Annotated in this window: 16 protein-coding genes; 5 read left to right on the top strand and 11 right to left on the bottom strand. The window is 66.3% G+C overall.

The window, feature by feature from the left end; translation table 11 throughout:
* Genes BM144_RS00365 through BM144_RS00345 form a run of 5 tightly spaced genes read right to left on the bottom strand, consistent with a single transcriptional unit; the run spans nt 1 to nt 5,054 of the window.
* Nucleotides 1–2,130: a type IV pilus secretin PilQ gene (locus tag BM144_RS00365; RefSeq protein ID WP_092948696.1), complete on the bottom strand. Its 2,130-nt coding sequence runs from the start codon at nt 2,128–2,130 to the stop codon at nt 1–3.
* Entirely contained in the window at nt 2,127–2,672 is a 546-nt protein-coding gene (locus tag BM144_RS00360) for a pilus assembly protein PilP (RefSeq protein ID WP_092948694.1), read from the bottom strand. Before BM144_RS00360 ends, BM144_RS00365 begins: the two co-directional genes overlap by 4 nt.
* Nucleotides 2,669–3,355 (bottom strand): type IV pilus inner membrane component PilO, encoded by a 687-nt coding sequence (locus tag BM144_RS00355; protein ID WP_092948692.1) that lies wholly within the window; start codon nt 3,353–3,355, stop codon nt 2,669–2,671. The genes BM144_RS00360 and BM144_RS00355 overlap by 4 nt, the downstream gene beginning before the upstream one ends.
* A complete protein-coding gene (locus tag BM144_RS00350) occupies nt 3,352–3,978 on the bottom strand; it encodes a PilN domain-containing protein (RefSeq protein WP_092948690.1) in 627 nt (208 codons plus the stop codon). Before BM144_RS00350 ends, BM144_RS00355 begins: the two co-directional genes overlap by 4 nt.
* Entirely contained in the window at nt 3,975–5,054 is a 1,080-nt protein-coding gene (locus BM144_RS00345) for a pilus assembly protein PilM (protein ID WP_092948688.1), read from the bottom strand. Before BM144_RS00345 ends, BM144_RS00350 begins: the two co-directional genes overlap by 4 nt.
* Nucleotides 5,055–5,327: 273 nt before the next feature.
* Here BM144_RS00345 and BM144_RS00340 point away from each other — a divergent pair, with 273 nt between their 5' ends.
* Nucleotides 5,328–7,718: a penicillin-binding protein 1A gene (locus BM144_RS00340; RefSeq protein WP_175525901.1), complete on the top strand. Its 2,391-nt coding sequence runs from the start codon at nt 5,328–5,330 to the stop codon at nt 7,716–7,718.
* A gap of 81 nt (nt 7,719–7,799) precedes the next feature.
* Here BM144_RS00340 and cyaY read toward each other — a convergent pair whose 3' ends face one another.
* Nucleotides 7,800–8,132, bottom strand: coding sequence for an iron donor protein CyaY (gene cyaY / locus BM144_RS00335; RefSeq protein WP_092948686.1), 333 nt, complete (start codon nt 8,130–8,132; stop codon nt 7,800–7,802).
* 18 nt (nt 8,133–8,150) lie between these two features.
* On the opposite strand from cyaY, the gene lptM reads away from it, so the two are divergent.
* The 3 genes from lptM (at nt 8,151) to BM144_RS00320 (ending at nt 10,634) form a co-directional block, all read left to right on the top strand.
* Complete coding sequence (gene lptM / locus BM144_RS00330) at nt 8,151–8,435, top strand: LPS translocon maturation chaperone LptM (RefSeq protein ID WP_092948684.1); 285 nt, start codon at nt 8,151–8,153, stop codon at nt 8,433–8,435.
* Nucleotides 8,432–9,715: a diaminopimelate decarboxylase gene (gene lysA, locus BM144_RS00325; protein WP_092948682.1), complete on the top strand. Its 1,284-nt coding sequence runs from the start codon at nt 8,432–8,434 to the stop codon at nt 9,713–9,715. Before lptM ends, lysA begins: the two co-directional genes overlap by 4 nt.
* Before the next feature lie 82 nt (nt 9,716–9,797).
* Complete coding sequence (locus BM144_RS00320) at nt 9,798–10,634, top strand: oxygen-binding di-iron domain-containing protein (protein ID WP_092948680.1); 837 nt, start codon at nt 9,798–9,800, stop codon at nt 10,632–10,634.
* 62 nt (nt 10,635–10,696) lie between these two features.
* Here BM144_RS00320 and msrQ read toward each other — a convergent pair whose 3' ends face one another.
* The 5 genes from msrQ to BM144_RS00295 all read right to left on the bottom strand — a co-directional run bounded on the left by msrQ (nt 10,697) and on the right by BM144_RS00295 (nt 16,861).
* Nucleotides 10,697–11,320: a protein-methionine-sulfoxide reductase heme-binding subunit MsrQ gene (msrQ, locus tag BM144_RS00315; protein ID WP_092948678.1), complete on the bottom strand. Its 624-nt coding sequence runs from the start codon at nt 11,318–11,320 to the stop codon at nt 10,697–10,699.
* A gap of 46 nt (nt 11,321–11,366) precedes the next feature.
* Entirely contained in the window at nt 11,367–12,365 is a 999-nt protein-coding gene (gene msrP, locus BM144_RS00310) for a protein-methionine-sulfoxide reductase catalytic subunit MsrP (RefSeq protein ID WP_092948676.1), read from the bottom strand.
* Between the two features lie 82 nt (nt 12,366–12,447).
* Nucleotides 12,448–13,794, bottom strand: coding sequence for a c-type cytochrome biogenesis protein CcsB (gene ccsB / locus BM144_RS00305; RefSeq protein ID WP_092948674.1), 1,347 nt, complete (start codon nt 13,792–13,794; stop codon nt 12,448–12,450).
* Complete coding sequence (locus BM144_RS00300; RefSeq protein ID WP_092948672.1) at nt 13,791–15,980, bottom strand: cytochrome c biogenesis protein ResB; 2,190 nt, start codon at nt 15,978–15,980, stop codon at nt 13,791–13,793. The genes ccsB and BM144_RS00300 overlap by 4 nt, the downstream gene beginning before the upstream one ends.
* Before the next feature lie 242 nt (nt 15,981–16,222).
* Nucleotides 16,223–16,861: a c-type cytochrome gene (locus tag BM144_RS00295; RefSeq protein WP_092948670.1), complete on the bottom strand. Its 639-nt coding sequence runs from the start codon at nt 16,859–16,861 to the stop codon at nt 16,223–16,225.
* Between the two features lie 92 nt (nt 16,862–16,953).
* Between BM144_RS00295 and yihA the strand changes: the two genes are divergently transcribed.
* Nucleotides 16,954–17,727 (top strand): ribosome biogenesis GTP-binding protein YihA/YsxC, encoded by a 774-nt coding sequence (yihA, locus tag BM144_RS00290; protein ID WP_092948668.1) that lies wholly within the window; start codon nt 16,954–16,956, stop codon nt 17,725–17,727.
* Nucleotides 17,728–17,739: the final 12 nt, after the last annotated feature.

Here is a 17,739-nt window from a genome sequence, read left to right as displayed (position 1 = left end):
TTAACGAACTGGACCTTTGTCCGAAATGACTTTCGGGGTGATAAACACCAGCATTTCACGCTTGGTGGATTCCTTGGTCCTATTTTTGAAAAGATTCCCGACCACGGGGACGTCGCCCAGTACGGGAATCTTGTTTTCCTGGTTGGTCTCTTCCAACCGGAAAATCCCGCCGATCACCACGGTGCCGCCATTTTCCACAAGAACCTGCGTCTTGATATGGTTCGTATCGATCGCGACCCCCTGGGTCGTCGTTTCACCCTTGCTGTCCTTGTTCACGTCCAGGTCAAGAATAATGTTGCCCTCGGGCGTGATCTGGGGCGTGACCTCCAGCTTCAGGACGGCCTTCTTGAATGCGACCGTGGTGGCGCCGTTCGGAGCCGTCACCGAATAGGGATACTCGGTCCCCTGCTCGATCAGCGCTTTGGTCTGGTCGGCCGTGATCAGGCGCGGGCTCGACACCACTTTGCCCTGGCCATCGGCCTCCATGGCCGACAACTCCAGCGTGAGAAAGCGGTTGGCGGCAGAGTTGAACAGCGTCAGCGCGAAGTTGCCGAAGCTGCCGCCGGTGGAGAGTGCCGCAGGCAGGTTCACGAACGACGAACTGGTATCCACCGTGCCGCCGGCACCGCTGCTCGCCACGGCGTTGCTGTAGCTGGTGCCGATCGCTAGCCGATTGTTGCCACCGACGCTGTAGCCGCCGTCACCACCGCGGTTGGCGCGCAGGTCGGCGCCCCCCAGCCGCACGCCCAGCGAACGGCCAAAAGTGTCCCGCGCTTCGACAATGCGCGCCTCGATCATCACCTGCCTGACGGCCACGTCGAGCGTCAGCAGCAATTGGCGCACTTCTTCCAGCTTGCTCGGCGTATCCGTGACGAAAAGCTGGTTGGTGCGGGGCTCGGCGATCGCGCTTCCGCGCTCGGAGAGAAAGCGCGTGGAAGTTCCGGAGCCCGCGCTGGTGTTGGCCAGCTGCGTCAGCATGTCGGCAGCCTTGGCATAGTTCAGCTGGAAGGCCTGGGTCCGCAGGGGCTCCAGCCTCTGGATGGCCAGCGCGGCTTCGTAGTCCTTCTTCGTCCGGGCATCGATCTCGTCTTTGGGCGCGATCCACAGGACCGTCCCCGACTTGCGCATGCCCAGGCCCTTGGCATCCATGATGATCTGCAGGGCCTGGTCCCACGGCACATCCTTGAGCCGGAGCGTCAATGCACCCGTCACGGTATCGGACGTCACGATGTTGAAGTTCGTGAAGTCCGCGATCACCTGCAGCAGGGACCGCACTTCGATGTTCTGGAAATTCAGGGAAAGCTTTTCACCGCTGAAACCAGGGCCTTGCGTCAGCTTGTTCAGGTCGACCTTCTTCTGACGGACCTCGACCACGAACTGGTTGTCGCTCTGGTAGGCGCTGTGTTCCCATTCGCCGATCGGCTCGATCGTCATGCGGACGCGTTCGCCCTGCTGGGCGGTGGTCACGATGCGCACGGGGGTCCCGAAATCGGTGACGTCCAGGCGGCGGCGCAGCCCTTCGGGCAAGGAGGACTTGAGGAACTCCACCGTCAGGTTGTTGCCCTGCTTGCGGAGGTCGACGCCCACCTGGTTGTTGGCCAAGGCCACGATGATGCGGCCCGCGCCATCGGTGGCGCGCCGGAAGTCCACATCCCGCAGAGGAAGCACATCGGTGTTCCTGCTTTCGGCAAACGCCACCGGGGCCACGGCCTGGGCCACTGCGCCCGTGGACGCGGGATCCAGCGACACCAGCAGCGCAGAACCCTGGATCTCCGCCTTGTAGGAGGTGGGTTGCTTCAAATTGAGCACCACGCGCGAACGGTCCCCGGCCTGAACGATGTTCACCGACTTCAGGTTGCCTTGGTTCACCTCGACGAGGGACTGGCCGGTGCCGTTCGTGGTGTTGGGGAAATCGAGCGCGATCCGCGCGGGTGCCTGGATGGCGAATCCGGAAGGCAGCGTGCTGAGCGGCTGCGAGAGCTCGATGCGCACCAGTTCCGTGCCGCCCTGCATGACGCCCCGCACGGACTCGATCGCTGCCTGCGCATGGACCCAGGTGCTGCACAAGGTTGCCGCCGCGGCGACCAGTACCGCTCGGCAACGAAAACCGAACCATTTCGTTTGAATCATTTCTTCCCCTCTTGGAGATCAAGCGTCACGGGACGCTCTATCCAGTCGCCCGTTGCATCCTGAACAATTTCACGCACCTGGATGGCCGTCTCGGTGATCTGCGTGATCTTTCCGTAGTTCTGCCCCAGGTAATTGCCCGCCCGTACCTGATAGATCAGGTTGTCCACCTTCAGCAACGCAGTCAGTGCACCGGCCTTGTTCAGGCTTCCCACCATGGACATGGTGTCCAGCGGGAAGGCCTCCAGCGGTTCCTTGCGGCGCGACATCTCAGGAGCGATCAATGTCGCGTTGGCCGCCACCTGCACGGAGTCCCGTCGCAGGGCCTGGGTCAGCTTGAGTGGATTGAAAGGGTCGGTCGCCCCGTCGGCCCTGTAGTTCTCGGGCTGGAATTTCTTGGGCTCGCTCAGGGGCGTGATGCGCGGCTTGGTCGTGGCGCGCAACCCGGACATCCATTCGCGCAATTCATCCTCGTTCGACGAGCCGCAGCCCTGAAGCGCCAGCGCCGCCAGCACTGCGAAGCCATACACAAGATGCCGCTTCATTTCTTCGCTCCGGCAGCTTGGCGTTGGGCCTGAATTTCCTCAGGATCGAGATATCGGAACGTCCGTGCCGTGGCCTCCATGGAGAGCGTACCGGCCGCTGCGTCCTTGGCGCCAGACGGCGACAGCGAGATGTTGTTCAGCGTCACGATGCGCGAGAGGTTGGCGACATCCGAGGCGAACGCCCCGATGTCGTGGTACCGGCCGGTCACCCGGATGGCAATCGGCAGCTCTGCGTAGTAGTCCCTCGCGACCACCTGCCCCGGACGGAACAATTCGAACTGCAGGCTGCGGCCGAGGCCCGCCTGGTTGATGTCGGACAGCAGCGCGGCCATCTCGGCCTTGCTCGGCAGTTGCTTTTCCAGCTGGATCACATACTGCTGCACCTGCTCGCGCTGCTTCTTGAGCGCATCGAGGCTCACGGCCTTGGTCAGCTTCTTCTGGTAGTCCTCGCGAAGAGCCACCTCCTTGTTGCGCTCGGACTCCAGTTCGTCCTGGTACTCACTGATCTTGAAGAACCAGAGAAACGCTGCGACACCAACGGCAATCACCACGCACAGCAACAGCTTGGGCACCGGTGGCCAGAGAGAGGGGTCCTTGGCGTCGAGATTCTTGAATTGGCGCTGCAGATTGCCCTGCAGTGCGACGAAGTCAACGGATGTCTTTTTTCTGCTCGCCATGCTCATCCCCCTGCCGCGCGCGGTGCGCCGTGGGGTGCGCTGGCACCGTCCATGGCCTTTTGCGCTTCGCTGGTCCGCATGAGGCGGAAGCGCAAATTGAACGAAGCCACACGGCGCTGGTCCCGGGGCGTCAATGCCACGTTGGCCGCCACGATCTCGACCAGTTCGGGCTTGGAGAACCACGGGGTGTTCTCGGCCAGGTTACGCAGCATTTCGGAGACGCGCTCGTTCGACTGCGCCATGCCTTGCATGGTGATGACCTGGTCCGCCTGCTTGAGGCTGGTGATGTAGACGCCGTCCGGCAGCTGCTGGACCAGCTCAGTGAGCAGGTGGACCGGCAGGTTGCGATCGGACTGGAGATCCTCCACCGCCTTCTGGCGCGCGCGCAAGGCGGCGATTTCTTCCTCGATGGTGGCGATTTCCTTGATCTGGCTTTCCAGAACCTTGATCTCGGATTGCAGGAAGCTGTTGCGCCCCTGCTGCTCGCTGATCATCATCTGGTACCACCAGTAGATGCCTGCAGCGATGGCAAGGCCGATCAGGAACGAAGCGAACATCGTCGCCTGGAAGGCTTCCTTCCGGCGCTTTCGGGCTGCCTCGCGGTGGGGCAGCAGGTTGATGAGAATCACTGGAGGAACCTCCGCATGGCGAGCCCACACGAGGTGAGGTAGGACGGCGCTTCGCGCACCATCTTCTTGAGGCGGACGGAACTTCCGATCTCCATGCCCTCAAAGGGATTGACGGCCGTGCAGGCACACCCCGAATGCTGGGTGACCGCCTCCGTCAGGCCCGGCAATGGCGCCGACCCTCCCGCAAGCATGATGTGATCCACCCGGTTGTAGGGTGTACTGGTGAAGAAGAACTGCAATGCCCGCCCGATTTCCTGAGCCATGCTTTCCACGAACGGCCGCAGGACCGCGGACTGGTAGTCCTCGGGCAGGTCTCCGTTGCGTTTCTTGCTCTCCGCCTCTTCCGCGGAAAAACCGTACTGCCGGACGATGAGCTGGGTCAACTGTGCGCCGCCGAACGCCTGGTCCCGGTCGTACAGCACTTCATCGTTGCGGATGACCTGCATGCTCGTGGTCAAGGCGCCCACTTCGAACAGGGCCACCAATGCATCCGTGCCCTGGTTGGGCAAGGCTTCGATGAGCCTGCCGGCCGCCAGGCGGGAGGCGTGCGACTCGATGTCGACGACCACCGGCTTCAACCCCGCGGCTTCGGCCAACCCCTGCCGGTCCTGCACCTTCTCGCGGCGCGAGGCGGCAATGAGCACATCCACATCGCCGGGGGCGTTCTTGCTGGGGCCGATGACGCAGAAATCCAGGCTCACCTCGTCCAGCGAGAACGGGATGTACTGGTTGGCCTCGGATTCGACCTGCACCTCCAGCTCCTGCTCGGACATGCCGCCCGGCAGGGTGATGCGCTTGGTGATGACCGCGGAAGGAGGCAATGCCAACGCCACGTTCTTCGTGCGCGTGCCGCTCTTCTTCACCAGCCGGCGCAAGGCCTCGGCGACCTCATCGAACTTCTCGATGTTGCCGTCGCTGATCCAACCCCGTTCCAGGGGCTCGATAGCGCAACGTTCCAGCACCAGCCCCCCTGCCTTGTCGCGCCCCAGTTCCACGAGCTTGACGCTGGAAGAACTGATGTCGATGCCCAGCAGTGGCGCAGCCTGGCGACTGAACAAAGATCCCAAAGAGATCAAGATTGGCCCCCTGTAACTCGCTTTATTGACGCAACAAAACTTAACACTTCACATGAATGCTAGCAGTAAGGTTGTAGAGCGGCAAAGTGTTTTACCCCGCCGTAACCAGCGCTGCGTTGTCAAAAGCAGACGGAATTCACGGTGGCGGCAGAGGTTATCCAGAGGCGCTGTCCAAGGGTGCAAACGCCGCCCTTCCGCACAGCGGTAAGCGTGCGGAAACGCCACGCCATGGGCGATTTTTTATAATGCCCGGTTGATTCCCACTGGACCGATATGCCGCCCTCCTCTCCCGACAAGACCGCGCCGCGGGCCACCCCCTCCCGGCCGACGTGGCTGCGCTGGCTGATCAAGAGCTTTGCCTGGCTGTTCGGGATCGCCGCTGCAGGCGCGCTGGGCCTGGGACTGGCCATCGCCGTTGCGCTCGCAGTGGCATACCCCAACCTGCCGGACATCTCGGACCTCGCCGACTACCGGCCCAAGCTGCCTTTGCGCGTGTATTCCGTGGAAGGCGCCCTGCTGGGTGAATTCGGCGAAGAGCGTCGCAACCTGACGCCCATCCAGGAGATCCCCAAGGTCATGACCAATGCGGTGCTGGCCATTGAAGACGCGCGGTTCTTCCAGCACGGGGGCGTGGATTACAAGGGCATGGTGCGGGCGGCCCTCGCCAACCTCGGCCGGGTGAAAAGCCAGGGCGCCTCTACTATCACGATGCAAGTGGCACGCAATGTTTATCTTTCGTCGGAGAAAACAATTACGCGAAAGATTTACGAAATATTACTAACATTCAAACTCGAGCATCTGTTGACCAAAAATCAGATTCTCGAGATTTACATGAACCAGATTTATCTGGGAAATCGGGCTTACGGTTTTGCCGCCGCGTCCGAGGCTTATTTCGGCAAGCCGCTGAAATCCATCAGCATCGCAGAAGCCGCCATGCTGGCGGGCCTGCCGAAGGCCCCCTCGGCGTACAACCCGATCAGCAACCCCAAGCGGGCCCGGGTGCGACAGCTCTACATCATCGACCGCATGGTCGAGAACGGATTCATCACCGCCGAAGAAGCCGCCGCCGCCAAGCAGGAAGACCTGAAGATCCGTCCGGGCGGCCCGGACAACACCCGCATCCACGCGGAGTACGTGGCCGAGATGGCACGCCAGCTGATCTTCGCGCAGTACGGAAACGATGCCTACACCCGTGGACTGAACGTGTACACCACGCTCAATGCCGGGGACCAGGAAGCCGCCTACCAGGCCCTGCGCAAGGGCATCATGGATTACGAGCGCCGCCAGCACTACCGCGGCCCCGAGAAGTTCGTCGCCCTGCCCACCAACGCCCAGGAGGCCGAGGACGTGATCGACGACACCCTGGCCGCCCATCCGGACAACGGCGATGTGCTGTCGGCCGTGGTGCTGGAGGCGACGTCCAAGAAGATCGTGGCGGCGCGCGCCAATGGCGAGCCCATCGAGATCACGGGCGACGGACTGAAGCCCGTGCAATCCGGCCTGAGCGACAAGGCCCCGCCCAATATCAAGATCCGGCGCGGCGCGGTGATCCGCATCATCCAGACGCCCAAGAAAACCTGGGACATCACCCAACTGCCGGAAGTCGAAGGCGCCTTCGTGGCGGTCGATCCGCGCTCGGGCGCCGTCAAGGCGCTGGTGGGCGGCTTCGATTTCGACAAGAACAAGTTCAACCACGTCACCCAGGCTTGGCGCCAGCCGGGTTCGAGCTTCAAGCCGTTCATCTACTCTGCAGCCCTCGAAAAGGGCTTCACCCCGGCCACCGTGGTGAACGATGCCCCGCTTTTCTTCAGCGCCGGCACGACGGGCGGCCAGCCGTGGGAGCCCAAGAACTACGACGGCAAGTACGACGGCCCGATGACGCTGCGCACCGCGCTCGCCAAGTCGAAGAACGTCGTCTCCATCCGCATCCTGCAGGCGGTGGGACCGAAGACGGGGCAGGAATGGATCACGAAGTTCGGTTTCGAGGCGGACAAGCACCCGGCCTACCTCACGATGGCGCTCGGAGCCGGATCGGTGACGCCGATGCAGATGGTGTCGGCCTACTCGGTGTTCGCCAATGGCGGCTACCGCGTGAATCCATACCTCATCAGCCGCGTGACGGACCACAAGGGCCGGATCCTGTCGGACTTCCAGCCGCCCGCCACGGCCGACAACCCGCGGGCCATCGAGCCCCGCAACGCCTTCGTGATGAACAGCCTGCTGCAGGAAGTGACGCGCTCCGGCACGGCCGCGCGCGCGCAGGCGACGCTCAAGCGCTCCGACATCTACGGCAAGACCGGCACCACCAACGATGCCGTGGATGCCTGGTTCGCGGGCTTCCAGCCCACCATCGCGGCCGTGACGTGGATCGGCTACGACACGCCGCGCAACCTCGGCAGCCGCGAAACCGGGGGAGGCCTCAGCCTGCCGATCTGGATCAGCTTCATGGAACGCGCGCTGAAGGGCGTGCCCGTGGCCGAACCCACCGTGCCGCCCGGCGTGGTGAACGTGGGTGGCGAGTGGTTCTACGAGGAATACGCGCGCAATGCCGGTGTGGCCAGCGTCGGCATGGAAGACCATCCGGCGGCGGTGCCGGGGGCCGCGCCGCAGGCACCGCCGCCCGTGGAAGAGCGCAACCGGATCCTGGACCTCTTCCGCAACTGACCGCACGCCTCCGCCAGGGGGGCGGCGATCCGAAGGCACCGCGGCGCCCGCCGCGGTGCCTTTTTCTTTGGGCGATCCGGGTCAGGCGGCCGCGAAGGCGAGCGGCATGCCCGACTGGCGCGAGGCGGCGTCGCTCAGCGCCCCGAAGAATTCGCCCGCGCCTTTGGTGTCCATCCAGGCGCTGCCGTCGAAGCGGTAGTGGTAGCCGCCCGACTGCGCGGCCATCCAGATCTCGTGCAAAGGCTTCTGCCAATTGATGACGATCTGGCTGCGGTTGGAGAAGACGATGGTCACCATGCCGCCCGAGCGCTGGGCGTCGAGGTCCGCGTCGGTGGTGTCGTTGATGCGGTCGCAGCCCTGCTCCACCGCCAGCAGCAGTCGTTCGGCCTGGTCCAGGAATTCTTGATCGGTCATTACTTCTACAATTTGCGGATGTTGAGAGCTTCGCAAATTCTAGTCAGCACGTGCGTCCTTGCTGCCGGTGCGGTTGCCGCGCTGACGGGCTGCGGACAGCGCGGTCCGCTCTACCTGCCGTCCGATCCGGCCGCAACCCAGCGCGCCACGCTGCCGCAGACGCTCGATCCGATGCGCGACGCGCCCACGCCGTCCCCCATCCCGGCACCGGTGCTGGCACCGTCGCCCGCCCTGCCCTCAGCCTCTCTTCCCTCGTCCCCCGCTTCGACGCCCGCGTCGACCCCTGCCTCCACCACGCCATGACGCTGACCGCACTGCCCGGCCACCCCCACATCGCCTACCAGGGCGACGACCTCTCCATCGAATCCGTGCGCGCCTCGGACCTGGCCCAGGCGCATGGCACGCCGCTGTATGTCTATTCGAAGGCGTCGATGCTCGCGGCGCTGGCGGCCTACCAGCGCGGGTTCGCGGGGCGCAAGGTGCAGATCTGCTACGCGATGAAGGCGAATTCGTCGCTGGCCGTGCTGCAGCTCTTCGCGCGTGCGGGCTGCGGCTTCGACATCGTCTCCGGCGGAGAACTGCGCCGCGTGCTGGCGGCCGGCGGCGACGCCCGCAAGATCATCTTTTCCGGCGTCGGCAAGACGCGCCAGGAAATGCGCGAGGCGCTGGAGGCCGGCATCGGCTGCTTCAACGTGGAGAGCGAGCCCGAACTCGAGGTGCTGAGCGAAGTGGCCGTGGCCTGCGGCCGGCGTGCGCAGATCAGCATCCGCGTGAACCCGAACGTCGATCCGAAGACCCACCCCTACATCTCCACCGGGCTCAAGGGCAACAAGTTCGGCGTGGCGCACGAACGCACGGTGGCCACCTACCAGCGCGCCGCGGCCCTGCCGGGGCTGCAGGTGGCGGGCATCGATTGCCACATCGGCTCCCAGATCACCGAGGCCACGCCCTACCTCGACGCGGTGGACCGCATGCTGGACCTGGTCGGCCAGATCGAGGCCGCCGGCATCCCGATCCACCACATCGATTTCGGCGGCGGCCTGGGCATCAACTACAACGGCGACACCCCGCCCGCGGCGGATGCGCTGTGGGCACAGCTTTTCGAGCGCCTGGACGCGCGCGGCTATGGCGACCGGCAATTCATGATCGAGCCGGGCCGCTCGCTGGTCGGCAATGCCGGCGTGTGCCTCACCGAGGTGCTCTACGTGAAGCCCGGCGAGCAGAAGAACTTCTGCATCGTCGATGCCGCGATGAACGACTTGCCCCGCCCCGCGATGTACCAGGCCTTCCACGCGATCGTGCCGGTGGGCGCGCCAGCCGCCGGTGCCGCGTCCGCGGTGTACGACGTGGTCGGTCCCGTCTGCGAGAGCGGCGACTGGATCGGCCGCGACCGCACGCTGGCGGTGCAGGCCGGCGACCGGCTGGCCGTGCTTTCGGCCGGCGCCTACTGCAGCTCCATGGGCAGCAACTACAACACGCGTGCGCGCCCCGCCGAGGTGCTGGTGGACGGCGACCGGGCCCACCTCATCCGTGCGCGCGAGCCGCTCGAGGACACGTTTCGCCACGAGAAGCTGCCCGACTGAGCATTCGCTTTCGCTTGATGCGCATCAAGCGCCCGCCGGGCCGATGTCCGTACATTGACCGTTTCATGACATGTGGAACGCTATGGCATCGGAACCCCTGGAACTCTATCGAGACAAGCACCACGCCTGCCTGATGTTCTCCGACCTCATCGAAGAGGACGGGCAGGCGGTGCAGGCCAACCAGTTCCTCATCGTGGATGGGGACACGGGCGCGATCATCGACCCGGGCGGCAACCTCGCCTTCAACGAGCTGTTCATGGGCATGAGCAAGCACTTCGCCCCGCACAAGCTCTCCTACCTGATCGCCTCGCATGCGGACCCGGACATCATCGCGTCGCTCGACCGGTGGATGACCAGCACGAAGGCCACGCTGGTGATCTCGCGCATCTGGGAGCGGTTCGCGCCCCACTTCACCAAGGTGGGCAAGACCGAGAACCGCGTGATCGGCGTGCCCGACGCGGGCGGCCACCTGCCGCTCGGCCGGCACGAATTGGTGCTGCTGCCCGCGCATTTCATGCACTCCGAGGGCAATTTCCACTTCTACGATCCGGTGAGCAAGATCCTGTTCACCGGCGATCTGGCGGTGTCGCTCACCTCGGGGGCGAAGGCGCGCGAGCCCGTCACCGAACTGGCGCCGCACATCCCGCTCATGGAAGGCTTCCACCGCCGCTACATGGTGTCCAACAAGATCCTGCGCCTGTGGACGCGCATGGCGCGGCAGCTCGACATCTCCATGCTGGTGCCCCAGCACGGCTCCCCCATCATGGGCAAGAAGGCGATCGGCGATTTCCTGGACTGGATCGAGAACCTGCAATGCGGCATCGACCTGTTCGACGACCGGGCCTACCAGCTGCCCACGGCGATCATCGATCCGGCCACGCGGCAGGTGCGGCCGGCGCTGCAGGCCGTGCGCGGATGAGGCATGTTTTTGGCCTCATGCCGCCGGATCCATTCAATACTTTGCTACCAAAAATATAGCAATCATGCCGCCGAGGCGCGCGCGCCGTGGGCGCTGCGCAGTGCCCGCACGGCGCGCCAGCCCAGCAGCACGCCCAGGATCGCCGCATAGACGGCGACCTCGCCGAAGAAGTTCTTGCCCGCGCGCATCCAGAAGAAGTGCAGCAGTGCCAGGCCCGCCACCGCATACACCGTGCGGTGCAGCGCCTGCCAGCGCTTGCCGCCCAGCCAGCGGATCGCCCGGTTGAACGACGTGGCGGCCAGCAGCAGCAGCAGCCCGAACGCCAGCATGCCCACGAGGATGAACGGCCGCTGCAGGGTGTCGCGCACGATGCCGGGCAGGTCGAACTCCATGTCGAACCACGCATAGCTCACGAGGTGCAGCACCGCGTAGAAGAACACGAACAGCCCCAGCATGCGGCGGAACCGCGCCAGCGCCGGCAGGCCGGCCACCACGCGCAGCGGCGTCACCGCCAGCGCGAGGCAGAGCCCGCGCAGCGTCCAGTCGCCCGTGGAGCGGATGAGCACCTCGGCGGCGTTCGGGCCGAGCCGGTCGGCCACGATGCCGTAGACCAGCCACGCGAACGGCAGCAGGCAGAGCACGAAGACGACCGGCTTGGCGGCCGGGTGGAGCAGCAGTTTCTTCATGGGGGTGGGCGGTGCGGCCTGGCCTCCCGGCCGGACACATCCGGGGTCAATAGAATTTCTTGAGGTCCATGCCCGCGTAGAGCTGGCCGACCTGCGCTCCGTAGCCGTTGAACATCAGCGTCTTGCGCTTCTTGGCGAAGATGCCCCCGTCCTCGCCGATGCGACGCTCGGTGGACTGGCTCCAGCGCGGGTGGTCGACGTTGGGGTTCACGTTGGAATAGAAGCCGTATTCCTGCTTGGCCGCCTTGTTCCAGGCCGTGCCGGGCTCTTTCTCGACGAAGCGGATCTTGACCAGGCTCTTGGCGCTCTTGAAGCCGTATTTCCACGGCACGACGAGGCGCACCGGGGCGCCGTTCTGGTTGGGCAGCACCTCGCCGTACATGCCGAAGGTGAGCAGCGTGAGCGGGTGCATGGCCTCGTCCATGCGCAGGCCCTCGGTGTAGGGCCAGTCGAGCACGGGGCGGTCCACATAGGGCATGGTCTTCTTGTCGGCCAGCGTCACGAACTCGATGTACTTGGCGCTGCCCTGCGGCTCGACCCGCTTGATGAGTTCGGACAGCGAGTAGCCCACCCAGGGGATCACCATCGACCAGCCCTCCACGCAGCGCAGGCGGTAGATGCGCTCTTCCTGCGGGCTGAGCTTGAGCAGGTCTTCGAGGGCGAACCTGGCCGGCTTGTTGACGAGCCCCTCGACCTCCACGGTCCAGGGCGAGGTCTTGAGCGTGTGGGCGTTGCGCGCCGGGTCGCCCTTGTCCACGCCGAACTCGTAGAAGTTGTTGTAGGTGCTCGCGTCCTTGTATTCGGTGAGCTTTTCGATGGTGGTGGCGCCGGCCACCTTGCTCGGCACCGCCGCCAGCGGCGCCAGCTTGCCGGGGCGTGCCACCTGCGCCAGGGCCTCCCGGCCGGCCCAGCCGGCGAGCGCCGCGCCGGCCGCGCCCCCCGCCAGGAGCTTCATGAGGTCGCGGCGGCCCTCGTAGACCGCGCGGGGAGTGATCTCGCTGCCGGCGGGGTGGAGGAAGCCGTCGTCGTGGTTCTTGATGAGCATGGAGGAATCCTTCGGGGGTGGGGGCGGCCTGCGGGGATGTCCCGGTTATACGCGCCCTCGCCCCGGACGGATTCGTCCGCTGCTACAACGTTCCGTAGCTGTGCAGGCCCGAGAGCCACATGTTCACGCCCAGGAACGCGAAGGTGGTCACGCCCAGCCCCACGAGGGCCCACCAGGCCGACACCGTGCCGCGCAGGCCCTTCATGAGGCGCATGTGCAGCCACGCCGCGTAGTTGAGCCAGACGATCAGCGCCCAGGTCTCCTTGGGGTCCCAGCTCCAGTAGCCGCCCCAGGCCTCGGCCGCCCAGAGCGCGCCCAGCACGGTGGCGATGGTGAAGAACGCGAAGCCCACGGCGATCGCCTTGTACATCACGTCGTCGAGCACCTCGAAGGACGGCAGGCGCTCGGCGATGCGCCGGCGGCCCAGCAGGATGCCCGCGACGATGAGCGCCGAGATGCCGAAATACACCATCCAGTAGCTGCCGCCGTTCTCGGTGGCGCCCTGGCGGAACACGATGGGCTCGAAGCACAGCACCATGCCGAGCATCCAGAGCGGCGCGAGCTTCCACCAGCGCGTCTCGCCGGCCTGCTGCTTGATGAGGTAGGCGAACGCCACCATGGCCGCGAGCGCGAAGGTGCCGTAGCCGATGAAGTTGGCCGGCACGTGCAGCTTCATCCACCAGCTCTTGAGTGCCGGCACCAGTGGCTGGATCTCGTGGGCCTCGCGCACCACGGTGTACCAGAGCAGGAAGCCCACGGCCGCGCTCACCACCAGCATCACGAAGCCGCCCAGCGCGCGCGTCGCGTACTGCTCTTCGTAGTAGAGGTAGAAGGCCGCCGTCATCCAGCAGAACAGCACGAACACCTCGTAGAGGTTGCTCACGGGGACGTGGCCGATGTCCGGCCCGATCAGGTAGCTCTCGTACCAGCGCACCAGCGTGCCGATGAGCGCCATGGCGATCGCCACCCAGGCGATGCGCGAGCCCAGCAGCGAGAGCGTGCCGCGCTCGCCGCGCGCGAACATGCCCAGCCAGTAGAACACCGTGCTGATGAAGAACAGCATGCTCATCCAGAGGATGGCCGACTGGCTCGAGAGGAAGTACTTGAGCCCGAACACGGTGTCGGCCCGTGCGAGGCTGCCCGCGCCGTCCTGCTGGTAGAGCCCGATGGCCAGCAGCGCGAACGCCGCCACCACCAGCACCAGGGCGCGCAGCGGCCGCCAGAACCAGCCCAGCCACACGGTGCACGGAATGGCGCCGAGCAGGATGCCTTTCTCGTAGACGTCCATGAAGGCCCCGTAGCGCTGCAGCGCGTAGAGCCCGCCCGCGGCCACGAGGGCCGCGAACACCCAGTCGAACCAGTTGCGCCGCGCGAAATAGCCTTCGTTCAGGGTGATGGTGCCAGTGGTGGTGGTCGTCGCCGTGTTCATGCGGTGTTGCCTCCATGGTGGGGCCGGGCCCCGATGAGTTTCTCGGTGAGCTGGGCGAATTCGCGGTCGCCGTCCATCGTCTTGCGGTTGGTGGACAGCGCCATCGTGGCCGCGGCGCCGCTGCCGCCGGCGGGCACGAGCCACACCCAGACGCGGCGCTCGCGCACGTAGAGCATCGCGAACACGCCCAGGATCAGCAGGGCGCAGCCCAGGTAGACCACGTTCTTGCCGGGCGCGCGCGCCACCTGGAACACGCTGGCCTGCACCTGCGTGAAATCGGCCAGCTCGAACGCCATGGGCGCGGGGTAGACCTGCGCATCGCTGAGCGAGAGCACGGCCTGCGTCATGAAGGCGCGCGTGGCCTCGTTCTGCGGCAGGGGCGCGAGTCCGGCACGCTCGCGCGTGAGCTGCGCGATCTCGAACAGCGCGCCGTTCAGGATGCGGATCAGCACCTCGCCCGCGCGCTCGCGTTCGGCCGCCGGCACGTTGTCTTCCATGAAATCGGAGATGGCCTGCAGGCCCGCGCGCGGCGGTGCGCCGGCCGGGCGCGCCGCATCGCTCGCACCCGCGAAGAGCGAGAGCGCGCGCAGTGTGGATTGCGTGAGCTGCCCGGCCAGCTCGGGCCGGGAGCCATCGACCGCCTGGGCCACGTAGCGGCGCACGGCCTGCTCGCGCAGTTGGGGGTCGGCCAGTGCCATGCGCATGCGCAGGAACCCGTCCATGCGGCCCTGGTCGTCCACCGGCACGCGCAGGAAGCGGAACGGGTCGGCCGGGGTCTCGCGCACACCGAGCAGGAACACCGGCTGGCCGTCGCCCGTGTCCACGGGCAGCATGTAGTTGTGGAATTCGCGCGCCTGGCCCGCGGCGTCGCGCAGCTTGTAGGTGACGCTCGGGCCCACGTTGCGCAGTTCCTTGGGCGTGGCGGTCTTGTTGCCCGCACCCAGGCGCGATTCGATGGACTGGCGCAGGTCCACCTTGCGCACGTCGGCGCCGGAGCCTGAACCGGAGCCGCCGGCACCGGTTGCGCCGAAGTTCTCGACGTTGATGGTGCGCAGGCCGGTGAATTCGAGCGTCATGGCCTCGCCGGCACCGGCGCGGCCCGCACGCTCGATGCGCGTGGAGCCGCCCACGGTGCCTTCCACGTCGAACGGCTGCACGCCCGGCGCCATCGGCACGGCGCGCAGCTTGAGCAGGGAGCCGCCGTCGTCGAAGCTCGACTGGTAGATCTCGATGCCGCGGTGGCTGGCGGGGTGGTTGACCTCCACGCGCGCGGGCGTGGATTCGCCCGTGGCCTTGTCGTGGATCACGATCTCGCTCGCGAACAGCTTGGGCATGCCCGTGGAGTAGTGCTCCACGATGAATTTCTTCAGCTCGATGGAAAACGGCAGGTCCTGCAGCAGCACGCCGTCGGACTGGTTCAGGATGGCCGTGCCCGACTGCGTGCCCTCGGCCACGAAGAGGTTGCCGCGGAAGGTGGGATTGCGCTCGGAGAGCCGGTGCTCGGGCCCCACCTCGGACACGAGCCCGCCGCCGGTGTACGGCGTCTTGCCGCCCATCCACATCTGCGCGCGCACGATGAGGTCGCCGTCGAGCAGGCCGCCCAGGCAGATCAGCACGATGGCGCTGTGCGCGGCGATGTAGCCGATCTTGTTGGCCGCGCCGGCCTTGGCGGCCACCATCCAGCCCGTGCCGGGACCGGCCGCGGTGTCGCGCTGCTGCAGCCGCACCTTCCAGCCGCCGCCGGCCAGCAGGCCGCCGATGCGCCGCGCCGCGGCCTCGGGCGGCTCGGCCGCGAGCGCCGCCTGCGCACGGTGGTGGAAGGCCTTCAGGCTCTGCTCGCGGATGTTCTCCTTGTAGCTGCGCAGGTCGGCCAGGTAGCGCGGGCCGTTGCGCGCGATGCACAGCGAGGTGCTGGTCACCAGGAAGGCGAGGATCAGCAGGAACCACCAGGCGCTGTAGACCGCATTGAGGCGCATGGCCAGGAACAGCTCGGCCCAGAACGGCCCGAACTGGTTCACGTAGTTCACCGCGGGCTCGTGCTGCTTGAGCACCGTGCCGATCACCGAGGCGATGCAGATCACCGTGAGCAGCGAGATCGCGAAGCGCATGGACGACAGCAGCTCGACCACGGCACGCGCAGGAGACGTGCGGGACTGGGGCGGGTGGCCGGGGGCGGTGTCGGACATGGGCAGAACGGCGGGAGGCGGTGGCGGATGCGGTGGAGGGAAAAGGGAGAAAAGGCGCCAGGCGGCGCCGGAACGGGGCGATGCGGCCTGAACGAAAAAAGGCGGGCCATCCGTTCAGATGTGCCCGCCCGTCTTGGGTGTGATTATCGGCGGCTGGTTCCGGAAGGCGGCAGGGCCGACCGGGGGGATTTTGACGCAAGTCAAGCGCCGGCCCCTCGGGGATTCCCGCAGGGACGAAGGGTTCAGCGCAGGCCGGCGATGTAGTCGGCGACGGCGCGGATCTCGCGGTCGTTCAGCTTGGCCGCCACCTGGGTCATCTGCACGCTGTTGGCGCGCTTGCCTTCGCGGAACTCGGAGAGCTGCTTGGCGGTGTAGTCGGCGTGCTGGCCCGACAGGCGCGGGTACTGGGCCGGAATGCCGGCGCCGTTGGGGCTGTGGCAGCCCGCGCAGGCGGCGATGTTGCGGTCGGCGATGCCGCCGCGGTAGATGCGCTCGCCCAGCGCGACGAGGTCCTTGTCCTTGGCGAAGCCGGGCTTGGCCTGCTTGGCCGCCACCCAGTACGCGATGTTGCGCATGTCGTCCTCGGAGAGGGTGGAGGCGATGCCCTTCATGACGGGATCGTTGCGCTTGCCGGACTTGAACTCCTGCAGCTGCTTGACGAGGTATTCGGGATGCTGCTGCGCCAGCTTGGGGTTGGCGACGATGGCCGAATTGCCGTCGGCCGCGTGGCAGGCGGCGCACACGGCGGTGAAGCTGGCCTCGCCCTTCACCAGATCCGGCTTGCCCGCCTTCTGCGCCGCCGCGGGCGCCTGGGCCGAGGCCGGTAACACCGCCGCCGCCAGCGCGGCAGCCATCAGCATGGGAGCAAGCAGTTTCTTCATATCGGGGGGTTCTGTGTTGTAGAAGGGTGCCGCAAAGCCCGTCAATCTTACAATGCGCCCCTTCGCGGGCGTCTCCCTGCTAACCCCCATTTATGACGACTACATCACATGCGCCAGTTGCTGGCTCTCTCCCGCCCGCACCCGACGCCAAGGTCGCCGTGGGGTGGATGCACACGGCCCGTTTCCTGACCACCGCCGCGCAACTGCACCACCTGCCGGCCATCGACGTGCCGGAGATCGCCTTCGTGGGTCGCTCCAACGCGGGCAAATCCACCTGCATCAACACGCTCACGCAGCAAAAGCAGCTCGCCTTCGCCTCCAAGAAGCCGGGGCGCACGCAGCACATCAACCTGTTCGCGTTGGGCCGGCACGGCACGACCGACGCCGTGCTGGCCGACCTGCCCGGCTACGGCTACGCGGCCGTCTCGCGCTCGGACAAGCAGCGCTGGCAGCAGGTGATGCTGAACTACCTCGTGCAGCGCCGGGGCCTCACGGGCATCGTGCTGCTGTGCGATCCGCGCCTGGGCCTCACCGAGCTGGACGAAGCGCTGCTGGAGGCCGTGCGCCCGCGCGTCGAGGCGGGCCTCAAATTCCTCGTGCTGCTCACCAAGGCCGACAAGCTCACGCGCGCCGAGCAGGCCAAGGTGCTGTCCATCACGCGACTGCAGGCGGGCGGCGGCGAGGTGAAGATGTTCTCGGCCCTGAAGAAGCAGGGCGTGGACGAGGTCGCCCAGCTGCTCTGGCAGTGGTCGCACCCGGCGGCCCGGCCCGGCCCGGACGGCGCCGCGCCGGAGGCCGGGGCCGCACCGTCCGCGCCAGGCACCGAAGACGACGACGCCCCTGGCGAGTCCCCCGACAACCCCTGACGACCCGCGTGG

The organism is Paracidovorax konjaci, from assembly GCF_900112675.1.
GTDB classification, from domain to species: Bacteria; Pseudomonadota; Gammaproteobacteria; order Burkholderiales; family Burkholderiaceae_C; genus Paracidovorax; species Paracidovorax konjaci.
Note: the sequence above shows the minus strand (reverse complement) of the source record. Positions and strands in the feature narration are given on the sequence as shown.